The sequence below is a fragment of the Levilactobacillus hammesii DSM 16381 genome, assembly GCF_001434395.1.
Lineage (GTDB): Bacteria > Bacillota > Bacilli > Lactobacillales > Lactobacillaceae > Levilactobacillus > Levilactobacillus hammesii.
On record NZ_AZFS01000046.1, the window covers coordinates 63308 to 87928 of the forward strand.

The window sequence follows — 24621 nt, forward strand, 5'->3', positions numbered from 1 at the left end:
AGTTATGGAAAAAATTTCACGGCAACGACTGTGGCAAAATACGGGGCTTGCGTGGGGGATCGGCTTGATGGTGGTCTCGGCGGTCTTCATGTATTGGCACGTGACGCCATTTGGGAACCACAGCTTGATGATGAGTGACATGGGGACCCAGTATATTCCGTTATTAACCGCACTACGTCACGCGCTGCGGTATCAGGTCTTTCATTTCTATACGTTCTCTGCGTCCTTAGGGAGCGGTCTGGTGCCCATGGTGGCCTATTATCTGTTGAGTCCCTTTAATCTACTCGTTGTGTTCTTTGGTGCCTCACAGATTCCAATCGCGGCGAGCGTGATTATCATGGTAAAGATTGCGACGATTGCGGCGACCATGACCTGGTACCTGCAAAAGCATTTTCACACCACGCGGCGCATGACCGTGGTCTTCGCTCTGGCGTTTAGCTTCTGTGGTTTCGTGGCGGTGAACGACTTTGACTTGATGTGGCTGGATTCGCTCGTGTTATTGCCCTTGGTAGCGGCTGGCCTAGATAGCCTAGTGACTGATGGCCGACCGGTGCTCTTTTTCGGTAGCTTATTAGCCAGTATTTTGACAAATTATTATTTGGGCTACATGACCTGCCTGTTCAGCGTCCTGTATTTTGCCTATGTCTTATACAATTGGTCGGGGCGCACCGGTGGCATTCGGCACTGGGGGAATCGCGTCGTGCGGTTTGGCATAACCGGGGTTCTCAGTGGTCTGAGCGCGGCCGTTATTTTGATTCCGACGGGGTTAGGGATGTTACTGACCGCCAAGAGCACCACGGACAGCTTGAACTTTCGCTTGGTTCCCGAGTTTGGTGCCGAATTTTTCACGCAGTTTGGGGTAGGCGCCACGAACTATTCGCAGCGCTTAATGCACGCGCCCACGGTCTTCGTTACCAGTGCGGTGGCGCTCCTGACCTTGGCTTACTTCGTGCATCCCCAATTTACCCGTCGACAAAAGTGGTCGGCCTTCGCTTTAATGCTCGCGCTCTTCTTGAGCATGTGGCTACGGCTGTTCAATACGATCTGGCACCTGATGCAGGCACCGGCCGGATTCCCATTCAGAAATGTTTTCTTCTTTAGTTTCGTCATGGTCATGCTGGGTTTTGCCACCTGGCAGGCCGAACCCCGCAGGCTTGCGCGGCGCTGGCAACTGATACTGCCGAGCTTCCAGGTCATCACGCTGGTGGGGGGCGCGGCTTCCGTTCATGTCATGCTGAAATTGGTGACGGGGCGGTCCGCTAAATTAACGCGCTATTTCGCCGGAATTCAGCAGGTTCACTGGCAGAGCGTGTGGCTCTCGGTCGTCTATCTGCTGTTGACCGCCGCCGTGATTTTTGGAACGCAACGGTTGTGGCGGCGCTGGGGCCTCAGCCTACTGGTGGTCACGGAGGTGGCGGGGAACTTTATTCTCGCCATGGGGACCAGTCAGTTTGGTGATCAGCGGGCCTATGCGCAGGCTTATCAGGCCGAGAATCGACAAATGGCGACCGTGAATGATCCCGATGGTCAACTCTACCGGGTGCAAAACGACAATACGCTGATCAATCGTGCCTTTCAGGGAAAGTACAATAACTATAATGATAGCCTGGCCTTCAACTTTCACGGTGTGGCGGGTTACAGCTCAACCCTCAATGAGAACACGCGGGCGACGTTGGAACAGCTGGGGTTGTTTAGCGATAATGTGCGGCGGATTGGCGATGTTGGTCTGACACCACTGACGGAATTACTGTTGGGGGTTAAGGATACGGTCCACTTGACGGCCGGCAGCGGTCGTACGACGCCATCACCGAGCTATAGCGGGATGGGGTTTGCGGTCTCGTCGGCTCTGAGCACGGTGCAACTGACCAGCGATGCGCTGGAGAACCAAGAGAGTATCATGCAGGCGCTTCGACCACAGCGCCAGGCCTACTTTGCCCAGACTAAGCAGTTACGGGATCAGGTCAAAGTCGTGCAGACGGTCAAAGGGGTTAAGACCAAGTATCATGATCACCACGTCCTGAAGCTGCGGATCACGGCGAATGGCCCCACCTATCTTTGGGCGCCAACCGGGAAGACCAAGTATTCAACGATGGCGGTTAACGGAACGAGCGTTAAGCCGCTGACAAATGCCAATGGTAAGACGGCTTTGCTGAGGCTGGGTGATTTTCACGCCGGTCAGATCATCACGGTGACCTTCGCGGCGAAGTACCCGCTGGCCCTGTACCATACGGAAGTGAAGACCTTGCGGCAGACTCAATTTGATCAGCTGCTCCAAACGGTTCGGCAGCAACAATTTAAGGTGCATACGGTGGCGAGCCACTTCAAGACACAATTGCAGGGGCAGGTCACCGGAACGCCGAGTCACCATGAGCTTTACCTGAGTATTCCGTACGATACGGGCTGGCAGGCAACGGTTAATGGCAATCGCGTTCAACCGCGAAAATTGTTGAACGGTTTGATGGGGGTTCCTTTACAAAATGGTAAGAACCACGTGACCTTAATCTATCACGTTCCCGGTGGTCGGCTAGGTGCCGTGGTGTCCCTGGTGAGTCTGGTTAGCTTTGGGGGACTGGCTTACTGGTGGCGTGCGGGCGAGGCCGGAAAACGGCGGCGGTCCCATGCACCGAAGGAGAAGGCTTGATCACAGCCGGCGTCAACAATGCTCTGCGGCTGCCGGAGATTTCGGCTGCTATGGTCCCTTTGCCTTACCGGTCGACAGATATGGACTGAAAACGTTGCGAGCACAACTTGAAGCCTCGAAAACCACGAGTCTACAAGCTTGGTTTTCTACTAAGCCAGCAAGCAGTTCGTTTACTGACTAAGTAGACCGATGTGCCTGAGCCCGTACCTGCTGACCTCTCGGCTTACACGGTGTTCTTTTAACTGACTGGAGATAATGATTGTCACAGTCGTTATCAATCGGAAGGGAATGCTAATTAAACATGATTGCCAAGTGTTTTTGTGGTAAAACACAATCAGAGCCGGAGGAGGCCGGGGATGGCCCCATCCGTGATTGTGGTGTTAATGGCGATTTTTTCCAGCCAGCTTACAGCACGGGCGACTTTGGAGACACGTGTTCTTCGTGGCTCCAAATCGAGCGAGAAGACTGGTGTTCTTCCAGTCTGAAGCGTCCCCACAGCAGGTGGAATCCCCGGCAGCCGTAGTGCGTCCAAGTTAGACTAATTTGCCTACAATTTAAAAGCACTGAACAGAGAAGTCGCTCGAACTGAGCGGCTTTTTTGCGCGCAATTATTTTGCGGAAAGCTGAAGATTTGCTCAGGGGGATAGGCAATGGGGATGCACTTGCGGTAAGCTGAAGATAAAGCCAGTTGCAGTCGAGGGAGGTTTCATGATGAGTGGGATGATTTTAGTCGTGGAAGACGATGCCGCGTTGTTGGCGTCGGTCACCATGGAGTTGCAATTTGAAGGGTACACGGTGCTCAACGCCAAGGATGGGCGCGCCGCGTTAGAAATTTACGAAAATAATCGGGGGCAGTTGGACCTGATTATTTTGGATTGGATGTTACCAGAGCTGGATGGCTTGGGGGTTCTACGGCGGATTCGCCGGAGCGACGATCTGCCCGTTATCATGATGACGGCCCGTGATTATGTGAGTGATAAAGTGACCGGACTGGATACGGGAGCCGATGACTACATCACCAAGCCATTCGATCTGGAGGAGTTGTTGGCACGGATTCGCGTGGTCCTCCGCCACCGGCAACAGCGGAAACCAGCGACCGAGCAGTTGCAGGTCGGCCACTTGATGGTCGATACGCACAGCCGCCAGGTTAGAAATGACGGTGACCTAATCCAGTTGACCCAGCGGGAATATGAGCTCCTACTGTGCCTCATGAAGAATGCGGGGCAGACCTTGTCACGAGACGAGTTGCTGGATCAGGTCTGGGGCGTGGACTTTGAGGGACAACCCAATATTGTCGACGTTTATATTCGCTATTTGCGCCATAAGCTTGAGGCAGCTCACGTGGCCGATCTCATTCACACGGTGCGTGGGGTGGGCTACGTACTCTCCGCGGAATATGTGGGGTGAGACCATGACTAAGCCACAGACCACCGCACATGAGATTCGCAAACGATTCATCGGCATGCTGGTTCTGGCCACGCTGATAATGGGCACGGCCATCATTACTGTGGTCGGGTATCGGCAGGTCCGTCAGACGCAGCAAACAGCGACGCGGCTGATGCGAGGACTGAAGCATTCGGTAATTGACGATCAGCCGGATTGGCATTGGTGGCGGCGTTATAGCGCCATTAACACCATTGATACCTATGTGCGGGTGACCAATCAGGAAAAGCAGCCGGTCAAACGCTACTATTCACCGTTTACCCGGTACTTTTTGACGTTAGACCATCATCGTATCCCCGGGACGCAGGCGGTCACCTATACGCCAGAATTTGGGTTTACCTATTATCGCCAGAGTAATTATCACGGCAATCGATTGGAAATTTGGCTCAACCTAACGCCCATTCTCGACACCCTGGCCTCGGTGATTGTGGTGGTGCTACTGGTGATGACGGCCACCATTGTCTTGGGGAGTGCCTACGTGCGGGTCATGGCGCGCAAGATTACCCAGCCACTGGCCAGCCTAAATGTGGCGGCACAGGTGCAGACCCGGCAGCATGAGAAAAAGATGGCGCTGCCGGTGCCGGCACAACCCGTGGAGGTCCAGGAGCTCGCGACCAGCTTTAATGAGCTTCTACAAACCGTGAACGACCACGCCGTTCAGGAGCGACAGTTCACGTCCAATGCGGCTCACGAGCTGCGGACCCCAATTGCGGCCATTCTGACCCACGTGCAGTTGCTGAAACGGCGTGCGGCAGAGCACCCAGAGATTGTGTCACAGTCAATCGACTACATTGGCGAGGAATCGGTACGGATGAAGAAGTTGGTTGATAGCCTGCTAACCCTGTCGCGGGCCGATCGGGCCGTCTTAAAGTTGGAGCCGACCGACCTGGTGGCTGCGGCCCAAGCGGTGGTTACTAGAGAGGCGGCGCTGATTAAACAGCCTCTGACACTTCACGGTGATCCCACGGTTCTGGCGCTCGGTGATATCGAAAGTATTGAACAGATTTTGACGGCCTTAATCGACAACGCCGCCAAGTATTCGTCGGCGACGGCCCCCATCACCGTTGACGTTCGGTCGACTCCCGCGGGGCAACGGATTACCGTTCGGGACCAAGGGCTGGGGATTAGTGACGACCAGAAAGCTCATGTCTTTGAGCGGTTTTACCGGGTGGATACTGCCCGGACGCCCGAAATCGCCGGAACGGGATTGGGCCTGGCCATCGTTGCCCAACTCGTGAACTTGAATCGCGGCACCATCAGCATCAAGGACAATCAGCCACGCGGGAGTCAGTTCGTCCTGACCCTGCCACGAGTGCCACAGTCTGAGAAAATCTCAGAATAAACTCTTTTTAGTGCTGTTTTTCTGAGAATAACGTTCGACTATGATTAAGACATTCAGTTGCCAGTAGTCGAACGTTTTTTGAGGAGGCGTCACGATGACGGAACGGCAGTACCAGCAGCAAATTGTCTGGGGGAGTTGGGGATTGTTTGCCATTCTCACGATTCTCGTCAAATATCACTTTGCGGCGTTGACCCGCTTGGATCGGTTGATGCGGGATTGGTTGACGGCTCACATGGTGGGCAGTCAGTGGGAATGGGATACCCTGAACCAAGGCTTGTATGGGCTATTACCAGTTGCAATGGGGGGACTGGTGATCTATTGGTGGCAGCAAGACCACCAATGGGCCATGTACGGGTTGATCGGTTTGGTACTCGCGACCCCGTTGCAATTGGGCGTGAAGTTCCTGGTTGCGCAGGTTCCGCCGACAGCTGAAAGTGTGATTTGGGGAAATGAGAATCCGGTGGTTAGTACGCTTTTCTTCTACTGGACCTGGCTGGCCTGCTTGATGGTCGCCGATGTCTGGCGGAGAAAGACGAAACATCAACAAGGAATAGTTATTGGCATCATCAGTCTGACGAGTTTACTAATCGTGATTGCGCAAGTTTTGGGGAACACGGCATCACTCAGTGCTATCGCGAGAAGCTTCTTTTTAAGTGGTGGCTGTTGGTTAGAATCATTGGTGATTTTTGAGACGTTTTGCGGGGGCAAGACGGCCGAATTAAAGGGGTAGATGAGCACCGTCAAAGATGGTGATGAACACCATCTAGGAACAATGGTCAACGGAGTAAGAGAATCCAGTAGAATAGAGCGTGAGTGTTCTAGGGGAACACTCACGCGTCAGGCCGTGCGTGGGGACGCCGGCCTTTTTTGGTAAGTCAGTTGACCTAACGACCGACTGGCCCTTTGCCTTGATTGTGTTTCAGCCTGGCCATTGCGATAATAGAGAACTACGGGGGGATTGCTTATGGGGAAAAGACTATGGGTGCGCATTCAAAAACACATGACCTTGATCAAAGGGCTCTTCATGTTTTCCGTGCTACTCTTTATCATTCGTGAGGTCGGTCGTGTGGCACACGAGGTTAGTGGCCAGCAGGTGCGGACCGTGCTCGCTTCTCTTAGCTGGGGCACACTGGGAATGCTGTTGGTGGGCGGTTTTGTGGCCGTTTTGCCGATGATGATCTATGACTTTACCATCGTTGAATTTTTGCCGGGCAAATTTTCACGGGGCTATATCATGCGTAGTGGCTGGGTCACCAACACCTTTACCAACCTGATGGGGATGGGTGGTTTACTGGGGGCCAGTCTACGGGCTAACTTTTACGCCCGGTCGGCCACGAAAAAACAGGTGGTTTACGCCATCTCTAAGATTGCGCTCTTTCTCCTAGCCGGATTGTCGTTATCCTGTTGGGTCGCTTTGCTTTTGCTCTTTGGCTTTGACATTGGCCAACCCTATCAGGGCTACTGGGTGTGGCTATTGGGTGGGGGCCTGTACTTTCCCGGGCTTTTCCTCTTTACGCGATTGAACGACAGCGCCTTCTTTAAGGATCTCACCTGGAAACGTGAAGCTCGGTTGATTGTGGGTTCCAGCCTGGAGTGGGGTGGGTGTGCCCTGTTCTTCCTACTGATTGGCTGGGCCCTGCGGCTTCCACTCAATTTAGCCGCAGTCTTTCCAATGTTTGTCGTCGCCTCTGTGGCGGGAGTGGTCTCCATGATCCCCGGTGGCCTGGGCAGTTTTGATGTCTTCATGATTTTGGGCCTGGGCATGTTGGGGGTCAGCCGCGCGGATGCGGCCGGTTGGTTGTTGCTGTACCGGTTGTTTTACTATCTGTTTCCCTTCGGCGTGGGCGTGGGGTTGTTCTGCCACGATGCCGGTCGGCGACTCAATCATTTCTTAAATGGCCTACCAGTGGCGGCCCTGCGCCGGGGTGCCCACCTCTTCGTCACGACCTTTATGTACTTTTCTGGTGTGATGATGCTCCTGTACGCCACGATTCCCGACGTGGTCTTAACCAATCATCTCTATATTCGCTTGGTGCCTTACATGTTTTACTTTCTCGATCAAGTCTCTAACATCATTGTGGCTTTCTTACTGATCGGTCTGGCACGGGGAATTGGGGCGCGGGTCAAACGGGCCTTTTGGCCGACACTGGTGGTCTTGGCCATTGCCATTGGCAATACGCTCTGGCGCGAGAACTTTCCGGGAGGCTTGGCGGTGTTATTAGGCGTGGTCTTGGCCTGTCTGCTCTTCGCTCGTCCCGAACTTTATCGGGAAGGCTTCCATTACTCCTGGGGTGGTCTGTTGATTGACGGCAGCATTTATGTGGGGACCTTCCTACTTTACACGGTTTTAGGGTTATCGACGTTTGGCGGTCACCATCGCCCGTGGCTGCCGCAAAGCTGGTTGTTGCCATCGACTCAGGTCTGGCTCAATGGTCTGGGGGGACTGCTGGTGGCGCTGCTGATTTTGGTGGGGATCTACCGGTACCTAGCACATCCCCACCAGGACTGGCTGCAACAGCCCTTCGATGCGGAGCGGGTCCGGGCGCTGATTCGGACGTTTGGCGGCAATGAGGTCAGTCATCTGGCCTTCTTGCGGGATAAACGGTTGTACTTTTATCAGGAAGCGGGCGCGGATCAACTACTCCTGCTTTTCCAGCAGCGAGCGGATAAGCTCCTGGTGATGGGGGAACCCATCGGCAATCAGGAAAAATTAGCGCCAGCGCTCAAACAGTTCATGCAAGACGCTGATTTAGCGGGGTTACGTCCCGTCTTCTACGAGATTAGCGAGGCGTTAACGCTTCGGCTCCATGAAATGGGATTTGATTTCATCAAAGTCGGGGAAGAGGGCCACGTCAATCTCACGCAGTTCAATCTGGCGGGGCGCGCCCACAAGGGAGAACGGGCGTTGATCAATAAGTTTCGCCGTGAGGGCTACACCTGCGAGATTCAACAACCGCCGCTGAGTGATCAAGACTTTGCGGCATTGCAGGCGATTTCCGACTCATGGTTGGGGGATCAGACGGAAAAAGGGTTCTCAATGGGGTTCTTTGACCGGCACTATCTGGACGAGGCCCCCATCGCGGTCATGAAGGATGCCGCCGGTCGAGTGGTGGCGTTTGCCAATCTGATGCCCACCGGTGACCGCAAGATGACGTCGATTGACCTGATGCGTGAGGACCACGCGGCCCCCTCCGGCATCATGGACGGCCTGTTCGTTTATCTCTTTGAGTTGTGTCGTGATCAAGGGTATACCGGCTTTAATCTGGGGATGGCACCGCTGGCCAATGTGGGGGTCTCGCACTTTAGCTTTATCGAGGAACGGGCGGCGCATCTGATCTACCAGTATGGGTCCAGCGTCTATAGCTTCCAGGGCTTGCGAGCGTATAAGGAAAAATACGTCACGACCTGGCAGCCCAAGTATCTGGCCTACCGTCGGCGCGCGTCCTTAATCTTTACCATGCTCCAATTGATGTTGGTCATTAATCGGCCGGCCAAGGGACCCAAGACACGGCTGGTACCGCGTTGGCTCGATCGCTGGTTGGCGGATGAGATCAATTGGCAGAATCATCACTGAGCGGGATGTTGGTGCTAATTACGGAAATAAAAAAGGAACGAGTGGTTGGACTCGTTCCGGATAGCTCAGTTTAGTTGGTGTATTTGTAAGGTAATTGATGATGGAAGTTCGCAAAGCCCGTGAAGATCTCGTCGATCGAAGCGGCGTCAATGAACAGGTCCATATTTTCCTGAGGCGCAAAGCCCTGGTCGCAGCATTTCTGCATCATCGCCACGAGTTCATCGAAGTAGTGGTTGATGTTGAACAGCGCAATTGGCTTTTGGTGAACGTTAATTTGGCTCCAGGAGAGCATGGTTGTGAATTCTTCAAAGGTGCCAAAACCACCGGGCAGGACGATGAAGGCATCGGATTGCCGTAACATTTCGTCCTTACGTTCATCCATGGTGCTGGTTTCTAAGAGCGTGGTTACGTGGGTTTCGGCCAGTCCCATTTCGCTTAGGAAGGTGGGAATAATCCCAATGACTTCGCCCCCGGCTGCCATGGTGGATTCGGCAATGGCGCCCATCAGGCCCTCCTTGCCACCGCCGTAGACCACGGGATGGTGGTTGGCTGCGAGGTATTGACCCAGCGCATTGGTTTGTGTGAGAAAGTCTGGATCGTACCCGTGGTTAGATCCGCAGAAGACACAGACATTTTTGATTTTTGGCATAAGAACTGACCCCCTGAATTTAGACAGCCATGTGATGTGGTGCCATCAGGCATGACTTATGTCTCATTATACCGCAAAATTTGGCTAGTCTTGGGGCGAGTTTTTAGCCAGGTGATCAGTGACTATCTCTGGGGAGAGAACGCCGTGTTACTGATCAGTGTAGACACATGAGAAAGGGTGAGGGGTAATGGCAATCGAAAAAATCGTCATCGCTGGTGGCGGGACCATGGGGAGTCAGATTGCATTTCAAATCGCATTCAGTGGTCTGTATGTGACCGTCTATGATGTGAGTCCGGCAGCCAGTGCGGCAGCGAAACGCCGGGTGGCCACTTGGGATCAAACCTATATGCGTGAACGTAAAGCAACGCCGGCTGTGATTAAGACGACCAATGATCATCTCCGCTATGCCACGGATTTGGAGACGGCAGTGGAGGGGGCCGATCTCGTGATTGAGACCACCCCCGAAGTCGTTGGCGTTAAAAACGAATTTTACGCGTTATTAGCCAAGGTGGCGCCCAGTGACACTATCTTTGCGACCAGTACGTCAACGATGGTTCCCAGCCAATTTGCGGCGATTACGGGGCGGCCGGGAAAGTTTCTGGCCCTGCACTTTACCAATCACGTGTGGGCCAACCATCTGGCGGAGGTAATGGGCCATCCGGGAACGGACCCGGCCGTTTATCAGGAAGTGGTCGCCTTCGTTCGGCGGATCGGTCTGATTCCGATCCAGCTGAAAAAGGAGCATCCGGCCTATATCTTAAATGCCATGCTAGATTCCTTCTTGAGCACGGCGCTGATGCTGTGGGTCGAGGGGGTAGCGGATTTCGAGACGATCGATCGGACCTGGATGATGGCCACCGATGCGGTCAGAGGGCCGTTTGCCGTCCTGGACGAGATTGGCTTAAATACGGCCTATAAATTGATGCTAGCGGCCAGTGCTGAACCCGGGAGAGAGGGCCTGGTGATGGTGGCTCATCGCATCAAGGTCGACTTGATCGACAATCACCGGCTGGGTCAAGAGACGGGAGCGGGGTTTTATCAATATCCCAATCCCGCGTATCAACGCAAGGGGTTCGTGCAGGGAGAATAGGGAGTTAAACAGATTGAACCGGCATATCGCAAACGCCCATAGCCAGATAAAAAAGGTATCAGTGAGAAATCAATTTGTGATTTCTCGCTGATACCTTTTCGGTTGTAAGCTTAATTATTTGCTCGGATCTTCTGGATCATTCGGTTCACCGATGTTGTAGTCACTGTCATTCATGGCTTCAACGTTACCTAAGAGGTAGCCGTTCCCCACTTGAGAGAAGAAGTCATGGTTGGCGGTTGAGGTGGAAATCCCATTCATGACAACGGGGTTCACGTCTTCGGCCGTATCGGGGAAGAGGGGATCTTGACCCAGGTTCATCAGGGCCTTGTTGGCATTGTAGCGGATAAAGGTTAAGACCTGCTCCGTCCAGCCAACTTGGTCGTAGAGGGTGTGGGTGTATTTTTCTTCGTTGTCATACAGCTTGTAAAGGAAGTCATACATCCAGTCCTTCATTTGCTGCTGTTCGTTGTCGGTCAGTTCCTTCATACCGAGTTGGAACTTGTAGCCAATGTAGGTGCCGTGGACGGATTCGTCCCGGAGAATCAACTTGATGATTTCGGCAACGTTGGCTAACTTGTTGTGGCCCAAGTAGTACAGCGGGGTAAAGAACCCGGAGTAGAACAGGAACGTTTCCAAGAAGACACTGGAAATCTTTTTCTTCAACGGATGCTCGTCATCGTGGTAGAGATCAAAGATCCGCTTGGTCTTGTTCTGCAGAAATTCTTCGGAATCGCTCCATTGGAAAATTTCATCGATTTCTTCGGGCGTATTCAGCGTGGAGAAGATCGTGGAATAACTCTTGGCGTGAACGGATTCCATGAACTGGATGTTGTTCAAAACCGCCGTTTCGTGAGGGGTACGCACGTCTTTACGTAAGGCGGCCATCCCATCTTGTGATTGCAGCGTATCCAGTAAGGTCAGGCCACCGAAGACGTGCCCGACAACCCATTGGTGATCGGTGTCCAGCGTCCGCCAGTCATCCAAGTCATTGGAGACGGGAATCCGGGTATCCAACCAGAATTGTTCCGTTAACTTTTCCCAAGTTGCCTTGTCGATTTCATCGGAAACCGCGTTCCAGTTAATCGCATTATAATTTTCAGTTCTTGCCATTGCAGCCACTCCTTTGTCTTTTGCCAGTGCCCAACCGTCACGTTGGGTTAAGCTTACCACATTTCCGTGGGGAAAGCGTCCATCAAAAAGCGGTGCGCTACCGCCGGGGGGCATCCATAATCGGAGACGCCGCCGAGCCGTACCGGACTCACCGCTTTTGAGGAAGTTTTAGTTAAACGTCGTGCCGTGAAACGCTAAATGACACAGCTTTCACATTGGTTGGCACCGACTTCGTTATTGTCATCGGTGAAGGTCCGAACGTAGTAGATGGACTTGATCCCCTTACGGTAAGCGTAGTTCCGTAAGATGCTGAGATCACGCGTGGTCATCTTATCCGTCCGACCATTCTTCCATTCGTACAGGCCAGCTGGAATGGTTGACCGCATGAACAGCGTCAAACTCATCCCTTGGTCCACGTGCTTTTGCGCCGCGGCGTAAACGTCGATGACCCGGCGCATATCCGTATCGTAAGCGGACTTGTAGTAAGGCATGGTGTCGTTGTCCAGGTATGGTGCTGGGTAGTAGATCTTCCCAATCTTCTTTTCCTGGCGTTCTTCGATCCGGTTGATGATCGGGTGAAGACTGGCCGTGGTGTCGTTGATGTAGGAGATCGACCCGTTTGGTGCAACGGCCATCCGGTTTTGGTGGTAGAGACCGTCTTGCATAACGGCGGTCTTCAGGGCTGCCCAGTCTTCAGGAGAAGGTAACCAAACGTCCTTGAACAAGTCTTGGACTTTCTTAGCGCTAGGGCGCCAGTCTTTTTCCGTATAGCGGTCAAAGTAGCTGCCATCGGCGTAGGTACTCTTGTCGAAATTGTGGAAGGTCTCGTGCCGTTCCTTAGCAATTTCGTTGGAGGCCTTTAACGTCCAATAGTTTAACAGCATGAAGTAAACGCTGGTAAAGTCGATACTGTCCTTGGAACCGTACATCATGTGGTTCTTGGCAAAGTAGCTGTGCAGACCCATGGCACCCAGACCGATCGTGTGGGCGAGGTTGTTCCCCTTCTGGATGGAAGGGACGACGTCGATGTCGGAGTGGTCGGTGACAAACGTCAGGGCCCGCACCATGGTTTCAACGGAGTGACCGAAGTCAGGGGAAGTCATCAGGTTAACGATGTTCGTTGATCCCAGGTTGCAGGAAATATCGGTGCCCTTTTGGATGTATTCTTGCTTGTTGTTGACCGTGGAGGGCGTCTGAACCTGCATGATTTCGGAACACAGGTTGCTCATCACGATACGACCGTCGATGGGACTCTCCCGGTTGGCGGTGTCAATGTTGACGATGTAAGGGTAGCCGGATTCCTGCTGGAGTTTGCCGATTTCGGTTTCTAGTTCGCGGGCCTTCAGCTTCTTCTTACGAATGTCGGGATTGGCAACCATGTTGTCGTATTCCGTGGTGATGTCCACGTAGGCAAACGGCTTGCCGTAGATGCGTTCTACGTCATAAGGACTGAAGAGGTACATATCGGCATCTTGCTCACAGAGTTCATAGAACTTGTCGGGCACCGTGACCCCCAGCGAAAGGGTCTTCAACCGAATCTTTTCATCGGCGTTTTCCTTCTTGGCACTCAAAAAGGCCACAATGTCGGGATGGAAGACACTCAGGTAGACCACACCGGCCCCCTGACGTTGTCCCAGTTGGTTTGAATAGGAGAAGCTGTCTTCGAGGAGCTTCATGACGGGAACGACACCGGAAGCGGCACCATCGATGTGCTTGATGGGATCGCCGGCCCCCCGGAGGTTTGACAGACTGATTCCGACCCCACCACCGATTCGTGATAATTGGAGAGCGGAGTTAATCGTCCGGCCGATGGTATTCATATCATCGGTCGATTGGATCAGGAAGCAAGAAACCAGTTCGCCACGACGCGAACGGCCAGCGTTTAAGAAGCTCGGCGTTGCGGGTTGGTAGCGTTGGTGGATGATCTCATCGGCGAGGTCGTGGGCCAGTTGTTGGTCACCGTCCCCAAAGTCCAGGGCGTTCATCGCCACCCGGTCGATAAAGTTTTCCAGGTAGAAGTCATTGTCATCGGTCTTCAAGGCATATTGGGCGTAGAACTTATAAGCTGCCATGAAGGACTTGAAGTGGAAATTCTGTGCCTTGAGGTAACGGTAGAGGTCTTCGATGAAGTCAAATGGGTATTGGTCAATGACCTTCTTTTCCACGTAGTTACCGGCGATGAGGTAGTCAAACCGGTCGCGTAAGGACGCAAATTTCTTGGTGTTAGGAATCACGTTTTCCTTTAAGAAGGCCTGCAAGGCTTCCTGATCCTTATGCAACGGAATCTGACCATCTACGGGGATGTTGATTTCGTTGTTTAAATCGTAGTACGTGACGTCGCCTAAATTCTTTAAACTCATACTAGTCATCTCTTCCTTCTTATTTTGGCGTGTTTTCATGAATTAAAGTGTGCCAACCACAGCCCTGAGGCCATTTGGATAACCCGGCAGTGGGCGTGTACACACAACTTACAATCAAATAAAAATGGCGGCACCGTGAACAAACACGACGTCGCCAAGACGGGTTTGTGCTTACTTTAATTAGCCCGCGATCTTGGTCAATTGGTCTGGCCGGAAACCATAAAAAGCAGGCAAACCGGACGCTTCAACAACGGGAACGGCCTGGAAGCCGTGGTCCCGAAGGTAAGACACATATTCTGGATTTTGATTGATATTGCGTTCCTCGAATTCCACGTTGTGTTCGCTGAGAAAACGCTTTGTCATCTTGCATTGCATGCAATTATTCTTTGAGTAGACTGTTACTTTCATTGTTGCCACATCCCTTAAATTTCAATTTCTAATGAGTTAAGTGTACACCAGATATGGAAAATAGCAATCAAAAAAAGCACCATATTTGGTAGTTGGGCCATACAATAACCACCAAATATAGTGCTTCACGCTTTAAATTTATTTTTCTTGTTTTCCACCAAAAATCTAAGGTAAAATAGACCTAAAAGGTGGCGGAGAATTTGACTAATCACTATTATACACAAAATCCAGACGTTTTACACGAAGAACACCATTGGCCGTTTACCCTCTTAGGCAACGAATTGTTGTTTACCACCGACAACGGGGTTTTTTCCAAGAACCGGGTCGACTATGGGTCACGAGCACTCTTAGAGGCATTTAACGCCGATAAGACGCCGGCAGGTCCTTGGTTGGACTTGGGGACGGGGTATGGTCCAATCGGGCTAGCACTCGCAAAGAAGTGGCCAGAACGACAGATCACAATGGTTGACGTGAATGAACTCGCCTTGGATTTAGCCCGGCAAAATGCCGTGGCCAATCAGATCGAAAACGTTGAAATCAAGACGTCAGATATTTACGAACACGTCACACAGCGTTACGCTGCTATCTTAACGAACCCACCCGTTCGTGCGGGTAAGCAGGTGGTGACGGCCATGCTGACGGGTGCTAAGGAACACCTCTTACCCGGTGGGACACTTACGGTTGTTCTACAAAAGAAACAGGGGGCACCGTCGGCTGAGAAAAATATGAAGGCCACGTTTGGCAACTGTGAAATTATCAAGAAAGATAAGGGCTATTATATTCTAGAAAGTACGTTACGTTAACCTAACGTTTGAGAAGGGAGGGGTTCGATGCGTGATATTGACTATTCACCCTTGCAACGTCATTATATGGAAGAAGCCATGTTTGAGGCTGATCAGGCCGGTCTGATCGGTGAGGTACCGATTGGCGCGGTGATCGTGCACGACGGCACCATCGTGGGGCGGGGCCACAACCTCCGGGAACACGCCAATGATGCCACGCTTCATGCGGAAGTTCGTGCGATTGAGGAGGCCTGTGCCACGCTGAAAAGTTGGCGTTTGGAAGACTGTCAGCTCTACGTGACCATCGAGCCCTGCCTGATGTGTAGCGGGGCCATTATCAATGCGCGAATCCCCGAAGTCTTTTACGGGGCACGTGATCCCAAGGCTGGGGCCGTGGACAGCCTGTATCAGACCTTAACGGATGAACGACTGAACCACACCGTGACGGTTCACGAAGGACTCATGGCCAAGGATGCTGGCGAACGGATGGTGGCCTTCTTTAAGGCAGCCCGCAAACGTCAGAAGGCGGCGAAAAAGGCGCGACAGGCGAAAAAAGCGGCGCAAAGTTAAGCAACCGCTAGACAGGCCAATTGAATCATGATACACTAGTTATTGCCGTTAAGGCCTTGAAGCAAGGGCGGATTTACGAATTGTGTCAGGTCCGGAAGGAAGCAGCACTAAGTTTACTTCGCTTTGTGCTTCAAGTTTATGAGCAATTAACCAACTCCTAGTCAGCTGTGACTGGGAGTTTTTTCGTTCTATCAGGCGGCGGTTTGAAAAATGGCGTTCCCGTCCGTAATCCAGAGCCGCCATCCAAATGCCGTCAAAATGAAATTAATTTCCTGTAAAACTGACTCGACAATCCGTGACAGACGGTAGGGAAAAAGGCTATAATTATGAACAGCGAATTTACTAGGAATTATTGAAGAAAGGAACCGATTGCATGGCTTATCAAGCACTCTACCGGGTCTGGCGCCCGCAGCGTTTCGATGACATGATTGGGCAAGAAGTGATTACCCGAACGCTGAAGAATGCCATCACGACGAATCAAATCAGTCACGCGTACCTCTTTGCAGGGCCGCGGGGAACTGGAAAGACCTCGGCCGCTAAGATTTTTGCCAAGGCAATCAACTGTCACCATCAGGTCGATGGCGAGCCCTGCAATGAATGTGAGACCTGCAAGGCCATTACGAACGGGACCCTAAACGATGTGATCGAAATCGATGCGGCTTCCAACAACGGGGTTGAGGAGATTCGCGACATTCGGGATAAGGTGAAGTATGCGCCTACGATTGCCGATTACAAGGTCTACATCATCGATGAAGTTCATATGTTATCGACGGGGGCGTTTAACGCCTTACTGAAGACCCTGGAAGAACCACCGGCCAACGTCATCTTTATTCTCGCGACTACGGAACCGCACAAGATTCCCGCAACGATCATCTCCCGGACACAGCGCTTTGATTTCAAGCGCATCGCCGCCAATGATAGCTACGACCGGATGATCTATATCCTGAAGCAAAAAGACGTTACCTACGACGACCAGGCCGTCAAGGTGATTGCCAAGGCTGCCGAAGGGGGCATGCGGGATGCGTTGAGCATTTTGGACCAAGCCCTGTCCTTTGGGGATAATGAGATTACACTCGATAATGCCTTGCTAGTGACCGGGAGTGTGACTCATGAGCTGTTAGCAACCTACATTTCGCAGGTCCTGGCTGGTGACACCAAATCGGCGTTGGCGAGCTTACAGTCCGTCTTAGAGGCCGGTAAGGATGCGGAACGGTTTACGGAAGACATCATCGGCTATGCACGTGATCTGTTGCTCTATCAGCAGGCCCCCCAGATGGTGGAGGAAGCCGAGATGGGCAGCGTCAGCGAGGATTTCCAAGCGTTGGCTAAAAAGACGCCAGCGCAGACCATGTACGCCATGATTAATGAACTCAACGCCATTCAACAACAGATGCGCTTTACCACCCATCCGGATGTCTATTTGGAAATTTTGACCATCAAGTTGGCCGAAATTGGCCGCCAGACGGGGGCAACGCCCGTGGCGACACCGCGTGAGACGGCGCCTAATGCGGCGGCCGCAGCACCGGCACAGCCGGCTGGAAGCGCAGAAGTTAGCGAGCTGCAACATGAGATTGATCAGCTACGTTCGGCGGTCAAGGAACTGAAGGCGGCACCGGCGCCCACAGCGGCCGCGCCCGCTAAGGCCAAGCCACGAGTCGCGAAGGCGGTGGCCAAGGAAGTTAACCTCGCCAAGATTTACCCCGTTCTGGGATCGGCCACGCGTGAAAAGCTGAATCAATTGCAGGAGGTCTGGCCGGACTTGCTCAATAGCCTGACCGTGACTCAACGCGCCGTGATGAAGGTGTCGCAACCCGTTGCGGCCGCCAACTCCGGTGTGATTGTGGCGTTTGATTATTCATTCCTGTATCAGCGGGCCACAACCGATCACGAGTTGACGGATGCTTTGGAAAATGGTCTCGATCGCATGATCGGTTCGGCACTTCCCGTGGTCTTTGTACCGAAGGAAGAGTGGCCGGTGATTCGGAAGAATTACCTGGCCGCCCACAAGGATGAACTGCAGGCGAACGGTGAGGGCGCAAATGAGCCAGCCAAACCGGCTGCCAATCCAGTGGTGACTAAGGCCGAGGAACTCTTTGGCAAAAACATTGTGGATGTTAAACAAGATTAAACCTTGAAAGGATGATAGAGATGCGGAACATGGGAAATATGGGGAACATGATGAAACAGATGCGCCAAATGCAAAAGAAGATGGAAGAGGATCAAAACAATTTAAACGCCCAGGCCTTTACTGGCACATCACCAGACAACATGGTCCAAGCGACTTTCACGGGTGACCGGAAGATGACGGATTTAACCATCAAGCCAGAAGCCATCGATCCCGATGATCCTGACATGTTGGCTGACTTAGTCTTGGCCGCTGTGAACGATGCCTTGACCAAGGTTGATGAGACCACGAAGCAGACGTTAGGAAAGTACACCCAAGGTATGAATATCCCTGGGATGTAAGGTTAGAAAGGACGTTGAGCCATGCAGTATCCAGAACCCATTGCGCAGCTGATTGACAGTTACATGAAGCTGCCCGGCATTGGCCAAAAGTCGGCAACTCGGCTGGCATTTTTCACGATTGATATGGCCGACGATGACGTGACGGCCTTTTCTAAGGCGCTGGTCTCGGCCAAACGAGATCTGCACTATTGCTCGATCTGTGGCAATATTACGGAGAGTGATCCCTGCGCCATCTGTGCGGATAAGACGCGTGACCAGAGTCATGTCCTGGTGGTTGAACAGGCCAAGGACATCATGGTCATGGAAAAGATGAAGGAATATCATGGCTTATACCACGTCCTTCACGGGGTGATGTCGCCGATTGAGGGCAAGGGGCCGGAAGACCTGAACATTACCAGCCTCATCAATCGGTTGCAAAAGAATCCCGATATGAAGGAAGTTATCATTGCGACCAATGCCACGCCCGAGGGTGAAGCCACGGCGATGTATCTCTCACGCCTGATTAAGCCGGCGGGGATTAAAGTCACTCGGTTGGCTCACGGGTTATCGGTCGGTAGTGACATTGAGTACGCTGACGAGATGACCCTGTTCAAGGCCGTTGAAGGCCGAACGGAAATGTAGGAGGCTCTTATGTTTGGAAGAAAGAAACGCCAATTTCCCCGGTTGAAGGCGGCCTATGACGAACAGCTGCTGATGACCATTGACGATGCCAAGGATCGTTGGGATCATGCCAAGCAAACGGAAGAAGCCATTGCCGACGCCGACAACGAAATGACGGCGAACACCGCGTTAGCCCGCCAGACGTACCTGTTCCTCTATCGCGAGGCACGGCGGCGTCAGGTGAAGGGCAAGCACATTTCGGCGGCCATCTTTAGGGATTAGGCCGTTTGGTCTTCCCGGTCTTTGATGCAACTGAAGGATAAATTTTGGCTCTACACTATTGGGTGTTGATGGAATTCCATCAACACCCAATAGTGTAGAGCCTTTTTTAATGGTTGCTTTCGACTTAGTTTAGTCCAGCTTGCCGCTGCTGGCTGCCCATAATTGCACCGCCGTAGCGACTGGTTCATCATTTTTCATTGCGAATGGGTGAAACGGTTCTAACCCTTTTACCCGTTAGTTAACCACTTATTAGCCTTCGCAATTTTAATGGCTTCTAAGCGGTTATGAACACCTAGTTTACTGAAAATAGCTGACAAGTAGTTGCGAACCGTTCCCGCGGAGAGGTATAAGTTAGCCGCAATCATCTTCGTGGATAATCCCTTATTGGCTTCTGCTAAAACGGCCAGTTCGCGACTGGTCAGCGGATTGGTGGCGGCTGAAAACATGTTAACCACCAACTCAGGCGCATAGACCGTCTTGCCCTGCATGACCTGCCGAATCGTGTCAATTAAGTCGTCACTCGGACTATCCTTTAACAAGTAGCCGGCCACTTGCGCGTTGACGGCCCGCTCAAAATAAGCCTGCTGGGCAAAGGTCGTTAGGATCACCACCTTGGTTTCCCAGTCCGCGGCCCGTAGCCGATCCGCAACGTCCAGTCCCGACATCCCCGGAATTTCAATGTCTAAAATCGCCACTTGCGGCCGTAACCGTTGTAAATCGGCCCACGCCGTCTTGCCATCATGCGCACTGCCGACCACGTGCAAATCATCTTCTAGTTCTAAGAGTTGGGTCAATGCGGAGTTCAACATACTTTGGTCTTCGGCTAGATATAGCGTAATCACTTCACATTTTCCTCCTTTGGCAAACTCAGGGTCACACGAGTTCCGTGGGCTTGGGCTTCAATCGCAAACGTCCCGTGCGCGTTCAACATCCGGGTGCGCATCCCCTGAATTCCATTTGCATTCGGCCGACTGAGCGTCCCACCTTTACCGTCATCTTGTAATTGAACATGGTAACCTAGGTCAGTTAGCTGAAAGGTCACGAACACATTACGGGCCTGCGCGTGGCGAATGACGTTGGTAATGGCTTCAACGAGGGCTTCCGCAAAAACACCCTGCACCTGCGTTGGCCACTGGGTGGCAGTTGCTTCACCAGTGGTCGTTAGCCAAACGTTGGCCGCCACTAGGTTACGACTTTGATTAAGCAACATCTCACTTAACGACTGCTGGTGCAGATCGTTGACGATCGACCGAACCAGCTGTAAATTTTGCCGGCTAGTTTGCTCAATATCGGTCAACTCGGCGGCGACCCGTTCGGGGGCTTTGACCAATAACTTCTTGGCCAGCTCTGTTTTGAGTGTGATCATCGAAAAGCTCTGCCCCAGGGTATCATGCAGGTCCCGTGCGATTCGTTCCCGTTCGTCCCGTTGAATAATGGCTTGCAGTCGCCGGTTGGTTTGCTGCAACTGCCGCTGCCGCCAAATTGACCGCGTGAACGTGTAAGCCATGATTGGGGACAGTAGCGGAAAGATTAAGCCCACGACTGCGCCATTTTGCCAACTAAACAACTGGTGATCTAGGACCACATCATGCATAAGACCCATTAAAATCATCGCGTAGTAACCGGTGATGAATTGATAAAAATATTTTTTAGGTCTGCGTCCTAAGATAAACGCGACTTGCCACCCCGGGAAAATAATCATGTAGTTATTGGCGCCCCAGATGGCAAAGAGGCCCGTCACAACTAACTCTAACGGTATCGTGATTCGGCGCCACACTGGCTTTTCAATCACGAGAATATAGAGAATTAAAAAGCATCCCAGCAAGCTTAACCACACTATATTTTGCCATCCGGTCACTGGCAAGTACATCGCAACTGAATACGGCAAGTAGCCCAGCCAAATATAGCTGGACCACGTTAAATTTTTGAATTTTTGTCGCCATTTATGCCCGAACAACCCCATCACTCCGTTTTAATAATAACCGGACGCTAACGATGACCACAACTAGCAGGCCTATCATCCACGCACCGGTCCCCAAGATATCTGATGTCAACAGTGTACCATGAGTGGCGACCCGTCCCAACCAATCGTTAATCAAATAAGTCGGCATGAGCTTACCGATTGGTTGCAGCCAGTTCGGTAACAGTCCTAACGGCCACCACAAGCCACTAATAATCGCCATTGGAAAGGTAATTAAGTTGCTTAAGACGCTGAGCGTTTCGGCACGTTCAACAAACGATATCAAAACGCCGAGTAACATTGTGGACAGTTGCCCTAAAATGGCAATCCCCGCAATTGCTCCCCATTGCGCAACTGATAGCGACACGTGGTTGACCCCCATGGCAATCCCACCCAGGACGACAACGGATGACGTGTTCATTAATAGACTCCAACACCCAATTGACAAGTAGTAAGGTCGAATACCGGTCGGCGATAGCCAGCACCACTGCAAGACGCCCGCTTCACGATCCCGTTGTAAAAATGCAGCGATGCCAAACAGGGCGTTGATCGTGCCACTGTAAACGATCATGCTGCCCATGTATGTCACATTGAAACTAGCGGGAACGTTGCCGGTGACCATTACCTTCGTAAATAACAAGTAAAAACCGGCGGGCATGACCAGGGAAAAGAATTGAAATGAAAAATTCCGTAAGATTAGTCGGCGACCGTCAAATTTAAAGCGTTCAAACCAAGCACTCATGCGATGACCCCCTTAGTCAAATGGACAAAGATATCCGTCAATGATTCGCGTTTAATCGTGACTTGTCGTAAGTCAGCTAAAACTGGTACCAGGGCCTGAAGCGTGGTGTCGCCCGCTTCACTACTAATGTTCAGTCGTGGACCCGTTTTAGTAACTGCAGTGACCCCCGGTAAGTTTTCAAAGGCCGCCACTGGCAACGCCGTCTGACAAGTGATTTCAACTTGCTGGTACTGCTCTTGAAGTGCTTGGAACGTACCTTGAAAGGCAATCTCGCCGTTGCGCAATAAGCAAATTCGGTCGGCGACAGCCTGAATTTCAGGTAAATAATGGCTGGTAATCACGATTGTTTTACCGGCGGCTTTTAATTGCTGAATCCGGCGCCAGAAAGCTTGTTGCGCGTTGGTATCCATTCCGACCGTCGGCTCATCTAAAAATAATAGGTCCGGATTACCAACTAATGCGAGGGCAAACGTCACCCGGCGGAGTTGACCACCGGATAGTGCGGTCAAGCGTTGCTTGGCGATGGCGGTCAAATCCAAGTTTTTCAGCAGGGTCGTCACGTTTAAGGCTTCGGGATACTGCGCCGCTGCTAAGCGTAAAACTTCTTGTACGGTCACACCGCGAATCACCAGGTCCTTTTGCCGCATGGTCCCAATTCTTTGTTTTGCAATTGGTGCTCCCGGTTGCTGACCAAACAGGTGTAACTGCCCGCGGTGAGCAGAAAACAGACCGAGCATTAAATTAAGCAAGGTGGTCTTACCGGCGCCATTTTCACCGATCAGCCCAATAATTTCTCCGGGATCAATCGACAACGTCACGTCTTTTAGGACGGCGTGGGCACCGTAACTGAACTGTAACTGCGTTGCTTGAATAATTGGTTTCATTGTACTTGCCCCCTCATGGAATAACCTCAGTGTAGCAAGTTACCGGTTAGGCTAGTAGGCGCGTTTGTCATGACTTCGATGTGACAAATGTCATGATTGGCCGATCAACGATGACCTTTCAGCGAATTTCAGCAATAGGGTGGGTTAACAACTTTCGTAACCGGAATCTCTGGCAGCCATAGGTGAGGGAAATGGCTAATTGAATATTTGGAATCCGAATTAGCTGTGTTTTCACACAGTCTTTTTTATAGTTAATAGTTAAACGTAGATAACATGTACGAGCTATCTGTTTTTTTCTGCTGTTAAACGAATCCGATATCGATAAGCGGTGGTGATGGCGTGTGGTGATTAGGAAACAAAGTAACCCAATTTTCACAGAATTAGTGACACCCAAGAATGGGTGGTGTGAACGATGGCCTTTTTGTTATGCTAGGATAACTAAAATAATGCCTCTTTTTTGCTGTATAAAGGTATATTTTTCCTGAAAGAACATGGTAAGATGAAGGCAAGTTCGACGATCGAAAATATGAACTTGGAGAAGAGATTGGGTATGAAAATCAGGCAGTGGCAGCTCGTGAGTGTGGTCGTTGGATGCCTGCTACTATTGGGTGGGTGCCGTGCGAAAACGGCCACGGGGACACCCCCGAAAACGGCACCGACCACCTTCACACGGACGGTCACATGGCATACCAAAACGGATCGGCAGAACCAAGAAAAGCTGGCCCATTTTATTCAAAAAAAGATGCTGACGAAGCAGGGAATTTATACCAACTTTGTGGACACTAAGAATCGGCAAACGGGGGTCGCAACTGGGCATGAATTATTAAGCGAATCGGCCGGAATGTGGTTACAGTATCTGGCTGAGAGTCATCAGTATCGCGCCTTTCGTCAGTTCTACCGGGCCACGGTGACCACGTTTGACGACAGCGGTCAATTTAGCTATCGCTATGACCCTCGTAATAAGAAGCGGTTCGCCGTGAACGCCACGCTGGATGATCTCCGCATTATTCGGGCGCTGAACCTGTACGACGCCCAGACGAAGACCAACCACTACCGGCAAGCCGCGGCGAACCACTTTGCGGCGTTGAAGGTGGGGTCCCTGAAGGCTGGCAAGCTGTATGACTATTACGACCCGCAAACCAAACAGGCGGCTAAGACCACCAGCTTGGCCTACTTTGACTTTAAGACGCTCAAATACTATGAGCAGGGAACCCGAGCCGGGCGACGAGCTTATGATGAGCAGCTCAAAGTCGTTCACGGGGGCTATTTGGGCAATGTCTTCCCCTTGTATGCCTCTAGCTTTAGTTGGGGCGATCTGACCTATGCGACGAAGAATTTGAATACGTCGGAAGCCTTGGAAGTGCTTTTACATCTGGCCGAGATCGGGCAGTTGAAGGCAACCAGTCGCACGTGGTTGGCCCAGCAGGTACGGGCGCACAAACTCTACAATGGGTATTCCACCGCGGGCAGTGTCACCAATAGTGGCCAATCCACGGCCAACTACGCTTTAGCCGCCATGGTGTTTGCCACCGCCAATGATCAGGCCAATTACCGTGCAGCGATGCGCTTGGTCTGGGAAGGGCAGGTCACGGGGAATTCGCCCATTCAAGGGGGCATTGGGGATGCTAAAACGCAACAAAGCTATTCCTACAGCAACCTGACGGCCCTGAATGCGGCGGGCATGTAAGCTGATAAGCGTTAACTCAGGTAACAACGAG

At 52.0% G+C, this 24621-nt stretch carries 21 protein-coding genes and 1 other RNA gene; 14 read left to right on the forward strand and 8 right to left on the reverse strand.

The genetic code is table 11. From position 1 onward, the window contains the following. The first annotated feature begins 4 nt into the window (after positions 1–4). The 5 genes from FD28_RS04255 to mprF all read left to right on the forward strand — a co-directional run bounded on the left by FD28_RS04255 (position 5) and on the right by mprF (position 9000). Positions 5–2641 carry a YfhO family protein gene (locus FD28_RS04255; RefSeq protein ID WP_057732930.1) on the forward strand — a complete coding sequence of 879 codons (2637 nt, stop codon included), beginning with the start codon at positions 5–7 and terminating at the stop codon, positions 2639–2641. Between the two features lie 711 nt (positions 2642–3352). Then, on the forward strand, positions 3353–4048 hold the full coding sequence (locus tag FD28_RS04260; RefSeq protein ID WP_057732932.1) for a response regulator transcription factor: 696 nt from the start codon (positions 3353–3355) through the stop codon (positions 4046–4048). A 4-nt stretch (positions 4049–4052) separates the two neighbouring features. Then, positions 4053–5426: a sensor histidine kinase gene (locus FD28_RS04265; RefSeq protein ID WP_057732934.1), complete on the forward strand. Its 1374-nt coding sequence runs from the start codon at positions 4053–4055 to the stop codon at positions 5424–5426. A 94-nt stretch (positions 5427–5520) separates the two neighbouring features. After that, on the forward strand, positions 5521–6156 hold the full coding sequence (locus FD28_RS04270) for a hypothetical protein (RefSeq protein ID WP_057732936.1): 636 nt from the start codon (positions 5521–5523) through the stop codon (positions 6154–6156). Between the two features lie 234 nt (positions 6157–6390). Next, positions 6391–9000, forward strand: coding sequence for a bifunctional lysylphosphatidylglycerol flippase/synthetase MprF (gene mprF, locus FD28_RS04275; RefSeq protein WP_057732938.1), 2610 nt, complete (start codon positions 6391–6393; stop codon positions 8998–9000). Between the two features lie 70 nt (positions 9001–9070). Here the strand turns inward: mprF and FD28_RS04280 are convergent, their stop codons facing one another. After that, positions 9071–9649 (reverse strand): LOG family protein, encoded by a 579-nt coding sequence (locus tag FD28_RS04280; protein WP_057732940.1) that lies wholly within the window; start codon positions 9647–9649, stop codon positions 9071–9073. Between the two features lie 187 nt (positions 9650–9836). On the opposite strand from FD28_RS04280, the gene FD28_RS04285 reads away from it, so the two are divergent. Beyond that, positions 9837–10739: a 3-hydroxyacyl-CoA dehydrogenase gene (locus FD28_RS04285; protein WP_057732942.1), complete on the forward strand. Its 903-nt coding sequence runs from the start codon at positions 9837–9839 to the stop codon at positions 10737–10739. Between the two features lie 114 nt (positions 10740–10853). On the opposite strand, the gene nrdF is transcribed toward FD28_RS04285, so the two are convergent. The 3 genes from nrdF to nrdH all read right to left on the reverse strand — a co-directional run bounded on the left by nrdF (position 10854) and on the right by nrdH (position 14617). Next, the gene (gene nrdF, locus FD28_RS04290; RefSeq protein ID WP_057732944.1) at positions 10854–11849 is read right to left on the reverse strand and encodes a class 1b ribonucleoside-diphosphate reductase subunit beta; all 996 of its coding nucleotides are present in this window, start codon (positions 11847–11849) and stop codon (positions 10854–10856) included. A 194-nt stretch (positions 11850–12043) separates the two neighbouring features. After that, the gene (nrdE, locus tag FD28_RS04295; RefSeq protein WP_057732946.1) at positions 12044–14209 is read right to left on the reverse strand and encodes a class 1b ribonucleoside-diphosphate reductase subunit alpha; all 2166 of its coding nucleotides are present in this window, start codon (positions 14207–14209) and stop codon (positions 12044–12046) included. 180 nt (positions 14210–14389) lie between these two features. After that, complete coding sequence (gene nrdH / locus FD28_RS04300) at positions 14390–14617, reverse strand: glutaredoxin-like protein NrdH (RefSeq protein WP_057732948.1); 228 nt, start codon at positions 14615–14617, stop codon at positions 14390–14392. A 200-nt stretch (positions 14618–14817) separates the two neighbouring features. Here nrdH and FD28_RS04305 point away from each other — a divergent pair, with 200 nt between their 5' ends. The 7 genes from FD28_RS04305 to FD28_RS04330 all read left to right on the forward strand — a co-directional run bounded on the left by FD28_RS04305 (position 14818) and on the right by FD28_RS04330 (position 19317). Then, positions 14818–15420: a class I SAM-dependent methyltransferase gene (locus tag FD28_RS04305; RefSeq protein WP_057732950.1), complete on the forward strand. Its 603-nt coding sequence runs from the start codon at positions 14818–14820 to the stop codon at positions 15418–15420. A 27-nt stretch (positions 15421–15447) separates the two neighbouring features. Continuing rightward, positions 15448–15969, forward strand: a complete 522-nt coding sequence (locus tag FD28_RS04310) for a nucleoside deaminase (RefSeq protein WP_057732952.1) — start codon at positions 15448–15450, stop codon at positions 15967–15969. 53 nt (positions 15970–16022) lie between these two features. Then, positions 16023–16109: signal recognition particle sRNA small type (gene ffs, locus FD28_RS13050), an RNA gene on the forward strand. Positions 16110–16342: 233 nt separating this feature from the next. Next, positions 16343–18097, forward strand: a complete 1755-nt coding sequence (gene dnaX / locus FD28_RS04315) for a DNA polymerase III subunit gamma/tau (protein ID WP_057732954.1) — start codon at positions 16343–16345, stop codon at positions 18095–18097. Between the two features lie 20 nt (positions 18098–18117). Next, positions 18118–18435, forward strand: a complete 318-nt coding sequence (locus FD28_RS04320) for a YbaB/EbfC family nucleoid-associated protein (protein ID WP_057732956.1) — start codon at positions 18118–18120, stop codon at positions 18433–18435. A gap of 21 nt (positions 18436–18456) precedes the next feature. Further along, on the forward strand, positions 18457–19056 hold the full coding sequence (recR, locus tag FD28_RS04325) for a recombination mediator RecR (RefSeq protein ID WP_057732958.1): 600 nt from the start codon (positions 18457–18459) through the stop codon (positions 19054–19056). Positions 19057–19065: 9 nt separating this feature from the next. Continuing rightward, positions 19066–19317 (forward strand): YaaL family protein, encoded by a 252-nt coding sequence (locus tag FD28_RS04330; protein ID WP_057732960.1) that lies wholly within the window; start codon positions 19066–19068, stop codon positions 19315–19317. Between the two features lie 227 nt (positions 19318–19544). On the opposite strand, the gene FD28_RS04335 is transcribed toward FD28_RS04330, so the two are convergent. Genes FD28_RS04335 through FD28_RS04350 form a run of 4 tightly spaced genes read right to left on the reverse strand, consistent with a single transcriptional unit; the run spans position 19545 to position 22903 of the window. Then, positions 19545–20159, reverse strand: coding sequence for a response regulator transcription factor (locus FD28_RS04335; RefSeq protein WP_057732962.1), 615 nt, complete (start codon positions 20157–20159; stop codon positions 19545–19547). Next, positions 20156–21280 (reverse strand): sensor histidine kinase, encoded by a 1125-nt coding sequence (locus tag FD28_RS04340; protein WP_057732965.1) that lies wholly within the window; start codon positions 21278–21280, stop codon positions 20156–20158. The genes FD28_RS04335 and FD28_RS04340 overlap by 4 nt, the downstream gene beginning before the upstream one ends. Further along, positions 21261–22019 (reverse strand): ABC transporter permease, encoded by a 759-nt coding sequence (locus FD28_RS04345; protein ID WP_057732967.1) that lies wholly within the window; start codon positions 22017–22019, stop codon positions 21261–21263. Before FD28_RS04345 ends, FD28_RS04340 begins: the two co-directional genes overlap by 20 nt. After that, entirely contained in the window at positions 22016–22903 is an 888-nt protein-coding gene (locus FD28_RS04350; RefSeq protein ID WP_057732969.1) for an ABC transporter ATP-binding protein, read from the reverse strand. The genes FD28_RS04345 and FD28_RS04350 overlap by 4 nt, the downstream gene beginning before the upstream one ends. A gap of 550 nt (positions 22904–23453) precedes the next feature. On the opposite strand from FD28_RS04350, the gene FD28_RS04355 reads away from it, so the two are divergent. Then, positions 23454–24590, forward strand: a complete 1137-nt coding sequence (locus FD28_RS04355; RefSeq protein WP_235806847.1) for a glycosyl hydrolase family 8 — start codon at positions 23454–23456, stop codon at positions 24588–24590. The last annotated feature ends 31 nt before the right edge of the window (positions 24591–24621 follow it).

Bases quoted from the DNA above. Each gene is read 5' to 3' on its own strand.
- FD28_RS04350 (WP_057732969.1), bottom strand. From the start codon at position 22,903: ATGAAACCAATTATTCAAGCAACGCAGTTACAGTTCAGTTACGGTGCC.
- nrdF (WP_057732944.1), bottom strand. From the start codon at position 11,849: ATGGCAAGAACTGAAAATTATAATGCGATTAACTGGAACGCGGTTTCC.
- FD28_RS04355 (WP_235806847.1), top strand. From the start codon at position 23,454: ATGAAAATCAGGCAGTGGCAGCTCGTGAGTGTGGTCGTTGGATGCCTG.
- FD28_RS04260 (WP_057732932.1), top strand. From the start codon at position 3,353: ATGAGTGGGATGATTTTAGTCGTGGAAGACGATGCCGCGTTGTTGGCG.
- FD28_RS04310 (WP_057732952.1), top strand. From the start codon at position 15,448: ATGCGTGATATTGACTATTCACCCTTGCAACGTCATTATATGGAAGAA.
- FD28_RS04255 (WP_057732930.1), top strand. From the start codon at position 5: ATGGAAAAAATTTCACGGCAACGACTGTGGCAAAATACGGGGCTTGCG.
- mprF (WP_057732938.1), top strand. From the start codon at position 6,391: ATGGGGAAAAGACTATGGGTGCGCATTCAAAAACACATGACCTTGATC.
- FD28_RS04270 (WP_057732936.1), top strand. From the start codon at position 5,521: ATGACGGAACGGCAGTACCAGCAGCAAATTGTCTGGGGGAGTTGGGGA.
- dnaX (WP_057732954.1), top strand. From the start codon at position 16,343: ATGGCTTATCAAGCACTCTACCGGGTCTGGCGCCCGCAGCGTTTCGAT.
- FD28_RS04280 (WP_057732940.1), bottom strand. From the start codon at position 9,649: ATGCCAAAAATCAAAAATGTCTGTGTCTTCTGCGGATCTAACCACGGG.
- recR (WP_057732958.1), top strand. From the start codon at position 18,457: ATGCAGTATCCAGAACCCATTGCGCAGCTGATTGACAGTTACATGAAG.
- FD28_RS04330 (WP_057732960.1), top strand. From the start codon at position 19,066: ATGTTTGGAAGAAAGAAACGCCAATTTCCCCGGTTGAAGGCGGCCTAT.
- nrdE (WP_057732946.1), bottom strand. From the start codon at position 14,209: ATGAGTTTAAAGAATTTAGGCGACGTCACGTACTACGATTTAAACAAC.
- FD28_RS04340 (WP_057732965.1), bottom strand. From the start codon at position 21,280: ATGGGGTTGTTCGGGCATAAATGGCGACAAAAATTCAAAAATTTAACG.
- FD28_RS04345 (WP_057732967.1), bottom strand. From the start codon at position 22,019: ATGAGTGCTTGGTTTGAACGCTTTAAATTTGACGGTCGCCGACTAATC.
- FD28_RS04285 (WP_057732942.1), top strand. From the start codon at position 9,837: ATGGCAATCGAAAAAATCGTCATCGCTGGTGGCGGGACCATGGGGAGT.
- FD28_RS04265 (WP_057732934.1), top strand. From the start codon at position 4,053: ATGACTAAGCCACAGACCACCGCACATGAGATTCGCAAACGATTCATC.
- FD28_RS04320 (WP_057732956.1), top strand. From the start codon at position 18,118: ATGCGGAACATGGGAAATATGGGGAACATGATGAAACAGATGCGCCAA.
- nrdH (WP_057732948.1), bottom strand. From the start codon at position 14,617: ATGAAAGTAACAGTCTACTCAAAGAATAATTGCATGCAATGCAAGATG.